This is a genomic window from Phaeobacter sp. BS52 (genome assembly GCF_045040595.1).
Lineage (GTDB): Bacteria > Pseudomonadota > Alphaproteobacteria > Rhodobacterales > Rhodobacteraceae > Phaeobacter > Phaeobacter piscinae.
Map to the genome: position 1 here is coordinate 3,449,324 of NZ_CP090662.1, position 12,594 is coordinate 3,461,917.

9 protein-coding genes and 3 pseudogenes are annotated in these 12,594 nt (G+C 61.1%); 9 read left to right on the forward strand and 3 right to left on the reverse strand.

What is annotated here, in order from left to right; all coding sequences use genetic code 11:
• Positions 1-42 precede the first annotated feature (42 nt).
• From L0Z65_RS16785 to L0Z65_RS16795, 3 genes and pseudogenes are all read left to right on the forward strand, one after another.
• The gene (locus L0Z65_RS16785; protein WP_118068810.1) at positions 43-846 is read left to right on the forward strand and encodes an SDR family NAD(P)-dependent oxidoreductase; all 804 of its coding nucleotides are present in this window, start codon (positions 43-45) and stop codon (positions 844-846) included.
• Between the two features lie 36 nt (positions 847-882).
• Positions 883-1,777, forward strand: a pseudogene (hemF, locus tag L0Z65_RS16790) (oxygen-dependent coproporphyrinogen oxidase).
• Positions 1,778-1,903: 126 nt separating this feature from the next.
• Positions 1,904-2,743: a GH25 family lysozyme gene (locus tag L0Z65_RS16795; protein ID WP_405109369.1), complete on the forward strand. Its 840-nt coding sequence runs from the start codon at positions 1,904-1,906 to the stop codon at positions 2,741-2,743.
• A 77-nt stretch (positions 2,744-2,820) separates the two neighbouring features.
• Here the strand turns inward: L0Z65_RS16795 and hemC are convergent.
• Positions 2,821-3,785, reverse strand: a pseudogene (gene hemC, locus L0Z65_RS16800) (hydroxymethylbilane synthase).
• A gap of 110 nt (positions 3,786-3,895) precedes the next feature.
• Between hemC and hemE the strand changes: the two are divergent.
• Entirely contained in the window at positions 3,896-4,930 is a 1,035-nt protein-coding gene (gene hemE / locus L0Z65_RS16805; RefSeq protein ID WP_405109372.1) for a uroporphyrinogen decarboxylase, read from the forward strand.
• A 99-nt stretch (positions 4,931-5,029) separates the two neighbouring features.
• Positions 5,030-5,197: a hypothetical protein gene (locus L0Z65_RS16810; protein ID WP_405109375.1), complete on the forward strand. Its 168-nt coding sequence runs from the start codon at positions 5,030-5,032 to the stop codon at positions 5,195-5,197.
• A gap of 1 nt (position 5,198) precedes the next feature.
• Here L0Z65_RS16810 and L0Z65_RS16815 read toward each other — a convergent pair whose 3' ends face one another.
• Positions 5,199-6,299 (reverse strand): CaiB/BaiF CoA transferase family protein, encoded by a 1,101-nt coding sequence (locus L0Z65_RS16815; RefSeq protein ID WP_405109377.1) that lies wholly within the window; start codon positions 6,297-6,299, stop codon positions 5,199-5,201.
• A gap of 215 nt (positions 6,300-6,514) precedes the next feature.
• Between L0Z65_RS16815 and L0Z65_RS16820 the strand changes: the two genes are divergently transcribed.
• Positions 6,515-8,695: a heavy metal translocating P-type ATPase gene (locus tag L0Z65_RS16820; RefSeq protein ID WP_405109380.1), complete on the forward strand. Its 2,181-nt coding sequence runs from the start codon at positions 6,515-6,517 to the stop codon at positions 8,693-8,695.
• 29 nt (positions 8,696-8,724) lie between these two features.
• On the opposite strand, the gene L0Z65_RS16825 is transcribed toward L0Z65_RS16820, so the two are convergent.
• Positions 8,725-8,919, reverse strand: a complete 195-nt coding sequence (locus tag L0Z65_RS16825; protein ID WP_096873209.1) for a SlyX family protein — start codon at positions 8,917-8,919, stop codon at positions 8,725-8,727.
• 205 nt (positions 8,920-9,124) lie between these two features.
• On the opposite strand from L0Z65_RS16825, the gene hisS reads away from it, so the two are divergent.
• The 3 genes and pseudogenes from hisS (at position 9,125) to hisG (ending at position 12,395) form a co-directional block, all read left to right on the forward strand.
• Positions 9,125-10,612: a histidine--tRNA ligase gene (gene hisS, locus L0Z65_RS16830; RefSeq protein WP_096872619.1), complete on the forward strand. Its 1,488-nt coding sequence runs from the start codon at positions 9,125-9,127 to the stop codon at positions 10,610-10,612.
• 3 nt (positions 10,613-10,615) lie between these two features.
• The gene (locus L0Z65_RS16835) at positions 10,616-11,704 is read left to right on the forward strand and encodes an ATP phosphoribosyltransferase regulatory subunit (RefSeq protein ID WP_405109383.1); all 1,089 of its coding nucleotides are present in this window, start codon (positions 10,616-10,618) and stop codon (positions 11,702-11,704) included.
• Positions 11,701-12,395: pseudogene (hisG, locus tag L0Z65_RS16840) on the forward strand (ATP phosphoribosyltransferase). The gene L0Z65_RS16835 and the pseudogene hisG overlap by 4 nt, the downstream one beginning before the upstream one ends.
• The last annotated feature ends 199 nt before the right edge of the window (positions 12,396-12,594 follow it).

The following is a 12,594-nucleotide window of genomic DNA, read 5'->3' on the forward strand; positions in this document are numbered from 1 at the left end:
CTGGCCGCTGGTCCGTCCTCTCAGTCCTGACGGAGGTCATTCATGTCTTTTTCCATTTCTGGCAAAACGGCCATCGTCACCGGCTCGGCCAGTGGCATCGGCTTGGCCATAGGTAAGCAATTTGCTGCGGCTGGTGCCAATGTGATGTTTGCCGATACCGATGAACGGGCCTTGCTGAGTGAGCTGGGCACCCAGGCGGATGAGAGCAATATTCGCTATTTTGCCGGAGATTTGCGGGAACGGCTGACCATCGCCAATCTCCTGTCGGCAACGATTGATGCCTTTGATGAGGTCGATATCCTGGTCAACGGCGCCCGGCAGGTGGTGCCGACCGATCCGCTGGATCCGGAAGATGAGTCGATGGAACTGCTGCTCAATGAAACCCTGCTGCCGACCATGCGTCTGTCACAACAGGTGGCACGACGTATGATCAAGCAGGCGGAGCAGCGCGACAGTAGCGGACCAAATGGCGCGATCATCAACCTGTCATCCATCGCAGCGCGCCGGTCCCACCCTGAACTTATGGCCTATTGCGTGGCCTCCGCCGCACTCGATCAGCTGACGCGCTCTTTGTCGGTGTCGCTTGCGCCGCATCGGATCCGAGTCAATTCCATCGCTTTCGGCTCGGTGATGAGTGCCTCGATGCAGGCCACGTTGAAGGACAACCGCGCTTATCGGCAGGATATCGAACGGCATACGCCGCTGGGCCGGATCGCCTCTCCCAGTGAGCTGACCGAAGCGGCGCAGTTCCTTGCTTCCGACGCAGCCGCCTTTATGACCGGACAGATTGTCACATTGGACGGTGGGCGCACGTTGCTGGACACGGTTGCTGTGCCGGTCCATTAAACCATCTCCACCTCTCCTGCGGACATAGGCGATCAGATGAGCACCGATATGATTAACGAAAAGGCCCGCGCAGCGGCCTGGTTCAAATCTTTGCGCGATGACATCGTCGCGGCTTTCGAAGCACTGGAAGACAGCCACAACAGCGGCCCGCTCTGGGATCAGCCTGCCGGTCGGTTTGAGGTCAGCGAAACCACCCGTCGCGCCGAGGATGGCAGCGATGCTCGGCGGCGGCATGATGAGTGTGATGCGCGGTGGCCGGGTGTTTGAGAAGGTTGGCGTCAATATCTCCGAGGTTTACGGCACCCTGGGGGCACGCGCCCAATCTGCCATGGCGGCCCGCAAGGGGATCCCTGGCATGCAGGGCGATCCGAGGTTCTGGGCCTCCGGCATTTCCCTTGTTGCCCATATGCAGAACCCCCATGCGCCCGCAGTCCACATGAACACGCGGATGTTCTGGACCCCGCATGCCTGGTGGTTCGGCGGCGGCTCCGACCTTAACCCTTGTATTGAGTATGACGACGATACGGCCCATTTCCACCGCACCCAGGAACAGCATCTGGCACCGCATGGGGACGCGCTCTATGGAGAGCTGAAAGACTGGGCGGATGAGTATTTCCATATCCCCCATCGCCACCGGGCGCGAGGCGTTGGCGGGATCTTCATGGATGATCGCAACACGGGTGATTGGGAGGCTGATTTTGCCCTGACGCAGGACATTGGCCGCGCCTTTCTTCCCGCCTATCTGCCATTGGTTGAAAAACGGCGGCCGATGGCGTTTGGCGCACCGGAAAAGGACATTCAGCTGGTCCATCGTGGTCTCTATGCTGAATATAATCTGGTCTATGATCGTGGGACCAAATTCGGGCTCGAAACCGGTCATGATGCCAATGCGGTGCTGATGAGCCTGCCACCAATGGCCAAATGGATCTGACGTCGCGGTGTTTTGCTGATTGCGGCATGGGGATGCCTTGATCATTGCTCTGATCGGTCGGTCGCGCTTTACTGAGGCAAAGCGTGGCATTGCACGCAGATCCGGGGCAGATCAGGGCAGGTCCATATGAGCAGACTTTGGCTGTTGATTGCAGCAGTGTTGATGCTGGCCTCTTGCGGGTCACGCACCTCATCTGTCGCGCCGCCTTCACCGCCGATCGGTGAGCCGGTCCAGCCGGGGGAGACCGCTGCCAGCCTCGCCGTGGCGCGCGCGCGGTTGATCACCCAACCCAAATTTGGCGACAGTGATCCACACCCCTGGGATGGCCGCACGCCCTGGTCCTATCCGATCCACGGGATTGATGTTTCGCGCTGGCAAGGCGACATCGACTGGCACCGGGCGAAGGCGGCGGGCATCAGCTTTGCTTATCTCAAGGCGACCGAAGGCGGCGATCTGGCGGATCCGAAGTTTCGCGATCACTGGCGCGGCGCGCGGCGGGCCGGTGTGAAACGCGGGGCTTATCATTATTATTATTTCTGCCGCCCTGCGGCCGAGCAGGCGCGCTGGTTCATCCGCCATGTCCCGCGCGACAGCGCCGCCTTGCCCCACGTGCTGGATATGGAATGGACGCCCCATTCACGTACTTGCACAAAACGGCCTTCCGGCAGTAAAATCCGTGCTGAGGCGGATCGGTTTCTCGATATTCTTGAGGCGCATTACGGACGTCGCCCGGTGCTCTACACCACCGTTGATTTCTACCGTGATACTGGCATCGGCCGCCTGAGGGGCACCGAATTCTGGCTGCGCTCTGTTGCGGATCACCCCCATGTTACCTATCCCGGCGCGCTTTGGCGGTTCTGGCAATATACCGGCACCGGGCGGGTGCCGGGGATTGAGGGGAACGTTGATCTGAATGTCTTTGGTGGCGGGCCAGAGCGTTGGTTGCGCTGGTCCGGTCAGATCTGAGGCACCACACTTTGCGCATCTCCTGGCTGAAAATATCCCGGAGTGCGAGGCAGCGCCTCACATCCCTTGGCCAGCCCTTAGCTTTTCCAGTCGAAGAAGCCTGCCCCGGCTTGGGCCAGCAGCTTTGCCGCCATCTCACGGCCCAGTTCCGCGCCGTCCTCAATCGGGCAGAACTGCTCATCGCTGATCGCCTCGGAACCGTCAGGGCGTAGAACTTCGCCGCGCAATCGCAGTGTTCCGCCGTCCAGGGTGGCCAGCCCGGCAATCGGGGTTTCGCAGGAGCCGTCAAGTGCAGCCAGAAACGCGCGCTCTGCCGCCAGCCGCTCTCCGGTTTTGCGGTCGTGAAGGGCGGCCAGCATATCGCCGGTGCGGCTGTCATCCGCGCGCCGCTCAATCCCGATGGCGCCCTGGGCAACGGCGGGCAGCATGTCCTCAGGCGGAATGGGGGTTGCGGGCACCTGATCTGCGCCGAGCCGGTTCAGGCTTAGGCCATTGCCAGGAATGTGCATTCCGCGACACCATCACGCAGCTTGGTCAGGCGTGTCTGAACGTTACCGCGAAACTCCACCACCTGCAGATCGGGGCGACGATGCAACAGCTGGGCGCGTCGCCGCAGCGAGGAGGTGCCGACAACCGCCCCTTCGCGCAGATCAGCGATGGCAGTGACATCTGGCGAGACGAAGGCGTCACGCACGTCTTCGCGGGGCAGATAAGTTTCCAGCAGCAGCCCGGCAGGCTGTGCCACGGGCATATCCTTCATCGAATGCACCGCGATATCGATGGCTCCAGACAACAGATCCTCTTCGATTTCCTTGGTGAACAGACCTTTGCCGCCCAGTTCCTTCAGCGGTTTGTCCGCCGCGATCAGCGCCTGATTGTCCCCACTGGTTTTTATCACCACGATCTCAAAGGCATCTTGTGGCAGATCGAAGGCCGCAACCAGCCGGGCGCGTGTTTCATGGGCCTGGGCCAGCGCCAGAGGCGAACCGCGGGTGCCGATTTTCAGGGGCGAAGCGGGGGAGGGCAGATCAATCTGTGTCATGTATTGACCCTTAATCGCGACATAATGCCATGACAAGCACCGGTCCTGCTGCCCTTGACAATTTGCCGCCAAGGCTAGACCTCAGATGCAACACAGATATGAGGGTGACCATGGCCGAACAGAAGAAACTGCTGCGCGCATTGGCGGGCGAGACACAGGATGTGCCGCCGATTTGGATGATGCGTCAGGCCGGTCGCTATCTGCCGGAATATCGCGCCACACGGGCCGAGGCGGGCGATTTTCTGTCGTTATGCTACAATCCGGAGCTGGCAACCGAGGTCACCCTGCAGCCAATCCGCCGCTACGGGTTCGACGCCGCGATCCTTTTTGCCGATATTCTTCTGGTGCCGCAGGCTTTGGGGGCGGATCTGTGGTTCGTAACCGGCGAGGGGCCGCGCCTTTCGACAATCACCACCGAAGCGGATTTCGCCAAGCTGGGCCCGGTCAGCGATATTCACGAAACGCTGAACCCCATCTATGAGACGGTGCGCTTGCTCTCTTCGGCGCTGCCTTCTGAGACCACGCTGATCGGCTTTGCCGGTGCGCCTTGGACTGTCGCGACCTATATGATCGCCGGGCGCGGCACCCCAGATCAGGGGCCTGCGCACTTGCTGCGTCAGGATAACAACCCGCTGTTTGAGGCCCTGCTGGCGCGCATCACAGAGGCGACCATTGAATATCTGTCGATGCAGATCAAAGCCGGTGCAGAGGTGGTCAAAATCTTCGACAGCTGGGCAGGCTCGCTGCGTGGCGAGGCGTTTGAGAAATACGCGCTGGAGCCGTGCCGCCAGATCACCGAGGCGTTGAAAAAGCGTCATCCGGGCATCCCGGTCATTGGCTTCCCGCGTGAGGCCGGTGACAAATATGTCGGTTTTGCCAAGGCAACCGGGGTGGATTGCGTCGCGCTCGATAATTCGGTGGATCCTGAATGGGCCGCAGCCCATGTTCAGGTAGACGGCTGTGTGCAGGGCAATCTTGCCTCGCGTCATATGGTCACCGGCGGTCAGGAACTGGTGGATGACACCCGCCGCATCGTCAAAGCCTTTGGCAATGGGCCGCATATCTTCAACCTTGGTCATGGCATCACGCCTGATGCGGACCCGGACAATGTGCAGCGCATGATTGATGCGGTACGGGGCGGCTGATCCGTTTGCACTCTACAATGTAATGCTTGCGATAGTCTTGCGCGCTGAGGCCAATTGCGGCATCAGCGCCTTTTGCGATCACGCCGAAAGGGCAAGTCGATGGACTACAAGAAATCTGGTGCCCCTAAAAAGGGCAAGAACAGCCCGCGCCACCAAGAACACAACGCCAAAGGGTCCGACAAGAACCCCTACGGTGGTCGCGAAACAAAAGCGGACCTGCTGGCGCGGATGAAGGCGGCGGCTGAGAAAACCAAGAAAGTCGACTGACCTAGCGTCGGCGCTGCATCAGGTCCGCCAGTATCTGGGCCGTATGCTCACCGCGTTCTGGCGCGGGAGGGGCGGTCCAATCGCCCTGATCTGAAAATCGCGGCGCGGGTGCCGCCTGCAGGCCATTGTCTGCCATGATCCAGGTCCTGCGCGTGTTCATTGGGTGGTTCATGGCTTCTTCTGGCGACAGGACTGGGGCCACGCAGGCGTCGCTGCCATCGAACAGATCGGCCCAGTAGTCCCGCGTCTGGGTCGCAAAGATCCCGGTCAGCCGCGCGGCGAGCACGGGCCACAGCCTTTTGTCATGCTGCTGGGCGAATTGTGCGTCCTCGTCCAGATTCAGGCATGACAGAAACTTTGCATAGAACTGCGGTTCGAGACATTGCACGCTGATGTGGCCGCCGTCGGCGCAGAGGTAGCAACGGCTCCAATGGGGCCCATCCAGCAGGCTTGTCCCGCGCGCCGTTGCAAACTGCCTGCCCTGTTGCAATGTCATCAGCAGGTTCATCATATGGGCCGATCCATCGTATATCGCTGCGTCGACCACACATCCGGACGGGCTATCATCGTGGGCGCTTCCGCGCTTCACAAGTGCCGCAAGAATACCAGCGACCAGATAAAGCGCACCTCCACCAATATCGCCTACCAGCGTCGCAGGCGGCTGGGGTGGCGTTCCTGGCGTCGCGTCATACCAGAGTGCGCCCGAGAGCGCGGTATAGTTCAGATCATGGCCTGCAGTCTGCGCCAGTGGGCTGTCCTGCCCCCAGCCTGTCATGCGACCATAGATGAGATCAGGGTTGCGAGCATGGCAGTCCGCAGGCCCAAGGCCGAGACGCTCCATCACGCCGGGACGAAACCCCTCAATCAACGCATCGGCGCTTTCGACCAGCTGCAGCAGCGTCTCCACGTCGGCCGCTGATTTCAGATCCAGCATGATTGAGCGTTTGCCCCGGTCGATGATCGGATGGGGTGGCATCAGGCCTGCGTTGTGCCCTTTGCGGTGGACGCAAATCACGTCAGCCCCAAGATCTGCCAGCATCATCCCGGCAAAGGGCGCAGGCCCCAGCCCTTCAATTTCGATCACACGAATACCCTGCAGCACGGCGGCGCCTCCTTGGTCGTGATGCTGGCGGATCGGCCAGGCGTTCTCGGGAGCTTAGCGGCTTTCTGCCCTTCCCCAACAAGGCCGTTGCGGCACGTCCTGAGCAAAACTGAGTTTGTATCGGGTTTTTCTGAAGAAATGTCTTGAAGCTCTAGTGGCTGTAGGAACTACATAGCTCGCTGACAGCATATAAGAGCAGGAAAGGCGGCGTTTACATGGCCAAGGATACGGGTGAGCAGCTGGAGTGGCGGGTCACGGGCATGGACTGTGGATCCTGCGCGACCAAACTGCGCGGTGCGGTTGAGCGATTGCCGGGCGTCAGTGGCGTTGAGGTTGCGATGATGGCCGAACGGCTGCGTCTGGATCTGGACCCGCAAGAGGGGTCGGTGATTGCCGTGGAGAAGGCGGTGCGCAAGTTAGGGTTTGACCTGATGGCCCGTGGTGACGGTGCGGGGACCGACCGGAACTCCTGTTGCGACACCACGCAGGCCGACGCTGCCACCGTGGCCGAGGCACCCGCATGGTATCGCAGCGGTAAGGGGCAACTGCTCCTTGGGACTGGTTTTCTTCTGGTGCTGGCCTGGGGGATCAAACTCATGGCAGCCCCTACGGTGGGTCTCTGGGCGTTCATGCTGGCAACCCTGATTGGCGTGGCCCCCATCGCACGCCGCGCCTTTGCGATGCTGCGGGCGGGAATGCCTTTCACCATCGAAATGCTGATGTCGATTGCGGCGATTGGTGCCTTGTTTATTGGCGCTGCCGAAGAGGCCGCGCTGGTGGTCTTCCTCTTTGCCGTGGGCGAAATGCTGGAAGGATTGGCCGCGAACAAAGCACGAGACGGGATTCGTGCGCTGGCCGATCTCGTGCCCAAAACTGCGTTGGTGGAGCGGGGAGATGTATTGGAGGAGGTCGCAGCAGACAGTCTGCGTGAAGGTCAGATCGTTGTGGTGCGCCCCGGTGACCGGGTGCCAGCGGACGGAGCGGTTATCGATGGGATCTCCGGCGTCGACGAAAGCCCGGTGACAGGTGAAAGCGTCCCATGCCTGAAAGAGCCCGGATCCGAGCTTTTTGCCGGATCCATCAATACCCAGGCCGTCCTGCGGGTGCGCGTGACCCGCGCGGCGGCGGATAACACGATCTCGCGGATCATTCGCTTGGTCGAAGAGGCCGAAAGTGCCCGCGCCCCGACTGAGCGATTTATCGACCGTTTCAGCCGTGTGTACATGCCCATCGTTGTTGGGGTCGCCTTGTTGGTAGCGCTGGTGCCACCGCTTGGCTTCGGTCTGGATTGGGACACCTGGATTTATCGCGCGCTTGCGCTGCTGCTGATTGGTTGCCCCTGCGCGTTGGTGATCAGTGTTCCGGCGGCCATTGCGTCGGCTTTGTCAGCTGGTGCGCGCCATGGTCTGTTGCTGAAGGGAGGCGCGGTCATTGAGGCTGCGGCGGGCACCACACATGTGGCTTTTGACAAGACCGGGACATTGACCCGCGGGCGGCCGCAGGTCACGGATATCGTCGTACATCATGGCAGCGAGGATAAGCTGTTGGAACTGGCCGCCGCGGTTGAACGCGAGTCGAGCCACCCGCTGGCGGAAGCGATCTGCACGCGGGCGTCGGACAGCGGCGTGGAGATTCCGTTGGCACAGGAGGCCCGCGCGGTGCCAGGCAAGGGCGCCTCAGCCAAAGTCGGATCCGTTATGATCACAGTCGGGTCCCCGCGTTTTGCCTCAGAGACCTGTGTCATGACAGAGGCCGCCCTTGCGCAGGCGGCCAAGCTGGAATCGCAGGGCAAGACGGTCGTCGTCCTGTTCAGCGAAGAGATACTCTACGGGCTTATCGCGCTACGTGATGAACCCCGCGAAGATGCGGCTGACGCGGTGCAAGCGCTGGCGCGGATGGGGATCACCGCGACCATGCTGACCGGAGATAATGCCCGCACGGCAGAGGCAATTGCCGGGCACTTGGGCTTGGACCATCACGCGGAGCTGATGCCGGAGGATAAGGTTACGGCGCTACAGGCGCTCACCAAGAGCGCTCAGGTCATGATGGTTGGCGACGGGATCAACGATGCGCCTGCGCTTGCGACCGCTCAGGTCGGGGTTGCAATGGGATCGGGCACTGATGTGGCGCTAGAGACCGCAGATGCGGCGATCTTGAGGAACCGTGTTCGCGACGTGGTTGGCGTAATTCGGCTGTCCCGTGCGACGTTGACCAATATCCGTCAGAACGTCGCCGTTGCGCTGGGGCTGAAGGGGGTGTTCCTTGTCACATCGGTCCTGGGCATGACCGGCCTATGGATCGCCATTCTGGCTGACACCGGCGCCACGGTGCTGGTGACGCTCAATGCGTTGCGCTTGCTGTCGTTCAAACCGTCCCCGGCGAGCAGCGACAGCTGACAGGCGCCCCAGCCAATCGTCCCATAAGATCAGTAATGCGGTGGGCGTTCGTCACCGATGACAACCCCGCCGCCGCCATCCTGGTCACGGGCAGCTTCGCGCTGATACAGCATCGCGACACGGTGGGTCAGCCGGTCGATCTCTGATTGCTGCCGGTTGATGACCTCGCTCAGCTCATCGACGGTGCGCGTCAGGTGGGCGATCTGCTCTTCGAGATGTTGCATGCTTGTCTCCTTGGGGCTCACGCTCTCATATGCGCTGGCGGCGGGCGCGTCCATGCTGTCACAAGTCTGAAACACGGTGCCTTCATGTGAGGCAGCGCAGAGACGCCTTGCTGGGTGTGCACCTCTGCCGCCTTGCTGTCAGCCCGCCCTTGGGCTAGACCGCCGGGCGAGTATCTGACCCATTTGACACCCCGAGGAGGCCAAGATGGCCAAAGTCAAGAAACAGCCCCGCCCCAAGGCGATCACGCCCAAGGGCTTCCGTGACTATTTCGGCGAAGAGGTGAGCCAGCGCAGCGAGATGCTGCAGGCCATCGCGGGGGTTTATCATCGCTACGGGTTTGATGCGCTGGAATCTTCTGCGGTGGAAACCGTTGAAGCGCTGGGCAAATTCCTGCCCGATGTCGATCGTCCCAATGAGGGCGTCTTCGCTTGGCAGGAATACGACGAAGGCGGCAACGGTGATTGGATGGCGCTGCGCTATGACCTGACCGCCCCTCTGGCCCGGGTTTATGCCCAGCACCGCAACGATCTGCCGACGCCATATCGCCGCTACGCGATGGGGCCGGTTTGGCGCAATGAGAAGCCCGGTCCGGGGCGCTACCGCCAGTTTTACCAATGTGACGCCGATACCGTTGGCACTGCTTCTATGGCTGCGGATGCTGAAATTTGCGCGATGCTCTCTGATACGCTGGAAACCGTCGGCATTCCGCGCGGCGACTATCTGGTGCGGGTGAACAACCGCAAGGTCCTGAATGGCGTGCTGGAGGCCATGGGGCTTGAGGCAGGCGATGCCAAGCGCGACGATGTGCTGCGCACCATCGACAAGTTCGACAAGGTGGGCGAGGCTGGCGTGCGCGAATTGCTGACCAAGGGGCGCCTGGATGCCTCTGGTGCCTTTATTGACGGTGTTGGTTTGTCGGAAGATCAGGCCGCGCCGGTGCTGGCCTTCCTGACGTCCAAGGGGGTGGATGCCGCCAAGACCCTTGCCAACCTCCGCGACGCGGTCGGCAGCAGCTCCATTGGGGCTGAGGGTGTTGGCGAGCTGGAGCAGATCGGCGATCTGCTGGCCGCAGGCGGTTACGGTGCAGACCGCATCGACATCGACCCATCGGTGGTACGCGGTCTGGGCTATTACACCGGGCCAGTTTATGAGGCCGAACTCACCTTTGAGATCCTTGACGAGAAAGGCCGCAAGCGGCAGTTCGGCTCGGTCTCCGGCGGTGGTCGTTATGATGATCTGGTAAAGCGGTTCACCGGTCAGGAAGTTCCTGCAACCGGCGTGTCCATTGGCGTCGACCGCCTGTTGGCGGCGCTGCGCGAAAAGGGGCGGATCAAGGCCGAGGCCACTGGACCCGTTGTCGTTACCGTGATGGATAAGGCCCGCATGGCGGATTATCAGACCATGGTCGCTGAGCTGCGCAGTGCAGGCATCCGGGCTGAGGTCTATCTGGGCAACCCCAAGAATTTCGGCAATCAGTTGAAATATGCGGATAAGCGCAATTCGCCGATCGCCGTGATTGAGGGTGGTGAAGAAAAGGACCGCGGTGTGGTCCAGATCAAGGATCTGATCCTTGGCGCTCAGATTGCTGAAAACGCCACCCTGGAAGAGTGGAAAGAACGCCCCAGCCAGTTTGAAGTGCCACGCGGTGATTTGGTCGCCAAGGTGCGCGAAATCCTTGCAGGGCAGGGCTGAACGATGGGGGATCGTCTGAGCGCCCTGACACTGGCCGCCCGGCTGCGCATGAGTTTTGAGGCTGCTGGCGCACGGGTGGTGGAGCCGCCCTTCCTGCAGCCTGCGGAGACCCTGTTGGATCTCTATGGTGAGGACATCCGTGCTCGCGCTTACGTGACCTCAGACGCGCTGCGCGGAGAGCAGATGCTGCGCCCCGATTTCACCGTGCCAGTGGTCGAGATGCACATGCGCGACGGTGCAGAGCCTGCGCGTTACACCTATGCAGGCGACGTATTTCGCCGTCAGGAACACGACGAGGACCGCGCCAACGAATATCTTCAGGTGGGGTATGAGGTCTTTGAACGCCATGATCCGGCGGGATCCGATGCCGAGGTTTTTGCGCTGATTGCGCTGCAGCTGCGCGACCTGCCCGTGCGCGCCGCAACCGGTGATATCGGTATTCTGATGGCTGCGGTTGAGGGGCTTAACACCACGTCGTTGCGCAAGGCAGCCCTGATGCGCCATATCTGGCGGCCGCGCCGGTTCCGGGCAATGCTCGACCAGTTTGCCGGACGCAGCCCAGTTGCGGAAAGCCGTCGCAAGTTGCTGTCTACCGAAGGGGTGCTGACGGGGAAGGTGCCCGCCATTGGCAAACGTCGCCCAGCGGAGGTGGATGCCCGTGTTGAGGCTCTGCGCGCTGATGCAGCAGCCCCGCCAATTGCGGAGAATGAACTGACCGCGCTAGAGGCGCTGATGGCGGTGCGTGAGACCATTCCGTATGCATCTGAACAGCTGCGCGATATCGCGGTGGACCTGCCTGCGATCAACCCTGCGCTAGACCGGCTTGATGCGCGTACCGCGGCGATGAAGGCGCGTGGCATTGATGTCGACAGCCTTGATTTTGAAGCTTCTTACGGTCGCACGTCGATGGAATACTACGATGGCTTCGTGTTCGGCTTTTACGCCGATGGGCGTCCAGATCTGCCGGTGATTGCCAGCGGTGGTCGCTATGACGCGCTGACGCGGCAGCTGGGACAGTGGGCAGAAATTCCCGCCGTTGGCGGTGTGGTTCGTCCCGATCTGATGCTGCTGCTGGAAGGGGCGAAGTCATGAGCCTGAAGCTTGGGGTGCCGTCCAAGGGGCGGCTGATGGAGAAGACCTTCGAATGGTTCGGCAAACGCGGAATTACCCTGTCACGCACGGGGTCGGACCGTGAATATGCTTAAGCGCAGTCGAGGGAATTGAGGGGATCGATCTGGTGCTGCTATCCGCAGGGGAGATGCCCCGCGAACTGGCCGCCGGACGCATCCATCTTGGGGTGACCGGGACCGATCTGGTACAGGAAAAACTACCCCTCTGGGAGCAGCAGGTTGAAGAAATCGCAGGGCTCGGCTTTGGTCATGCCGATCTCATTCTGGCGGTGCCACAAATCTGGGTCGACGTGGAGACCATCGACGATCTGGATGCGGTCGCCGCCGCTTTCCGTGCGAAACACGGCCATCGGCTGCGGATCGCGACGAAGTATCACCGTCTTGTGCGTGAGTATCTGATGGATGCAGGTGTTGCGGATTATCAGCTGGTAGATAGCCAAGGCGCGACCGAGGGCACCGTCAAGAACGAGACGGCTGAAATGGTTGCCGATATCACATCGACCGGGGAAACCCTGCGGGCCAACCACCTAAAGCTGATGTCAGATGGTCTGATCCTGCGCTCGCAGGCCACGCTGTGGCGCAGCCGGGTGGCGAAATACAGCGCCGAGGAAAAGGCCACATTGGGCAACCTGTTGGAACGCCTGCACGGGTAATCCTGGCAAGAGATTCGAGCCTAATTGGCGGATCAGAGCCAAACTCGCGATATGAGAGACAAGGCCGCACTGACACCACTCAGTGCGGCCTTGTTTTATTATGACGCTCACTCTTGGCGGACATGCTTGACCTTTGTTTGAAAACCCCCTGGTGGCTTCTACCTAAAAGACTGGGAGGCGTATGCGCGCGCAGGGCAGG

Excerpts from the sequence above, each read along its gene's own strand:
- hemE (WP_405109372.1), top strand. The coding sequence starts at position 3,896 with ATGGCCGAACAGAAGAAACTGCTGCGCGCATTGGCGGGCGAGACACAG.
- L0Z65_RS16785 (WP_118068810.1), top strand. The coding sequence starts at position 43 with ATGTCTTTTTCCATTTCTGGCAAAACGGCCATCGTCACCGGCTCGGCC.
- L0Z65_RS16825 (WP_096873209.1), bottom strand. The coding sequence starts at position 8,919 with ATGCAACATCTCGAAGAGCAGATCGCCCACCTGACGCGCACCGTCGAT.
- L0Z65_RS16795 (WP_405109369.1), top strand. The coding sequence starts at position 1,904 with ATGAGCAGACTTTGGCTGTTGATTGCAGCAGTGTTGATGCTGGCCTCT.
- hisS (WP_096872619.1), top strand. The coding sequence starts at position 9,125 with ATGGCCAAAGTCAAGAAACAGCCCCGCCCCAAGGCGATCACGCCCAAG.
- L0Z65_RS16820 (WP_405109380.1), top strand. The coding sequence starts at position 6,515 with ATGGCCAAGGATACGGGTGAGCAGCTGGAGTGGCGGGTCACGGGCATG.
- L0Z65_RS16835 (WP_405109383.1), top strand. The coding sequence starts at position 10,616 with ATGGGGGATCGTCTGAGCGCCCTGACACTGGCCGCCCGGCTGCGCATG.
- L0Z65_RS16810 (WP_405109375.1), top strand. The coding sequence starts at position 5,030 with ATGGACTACAAGAAATCTGGTGCCCCTAAAAAGGGCAAGAACAGCCCG.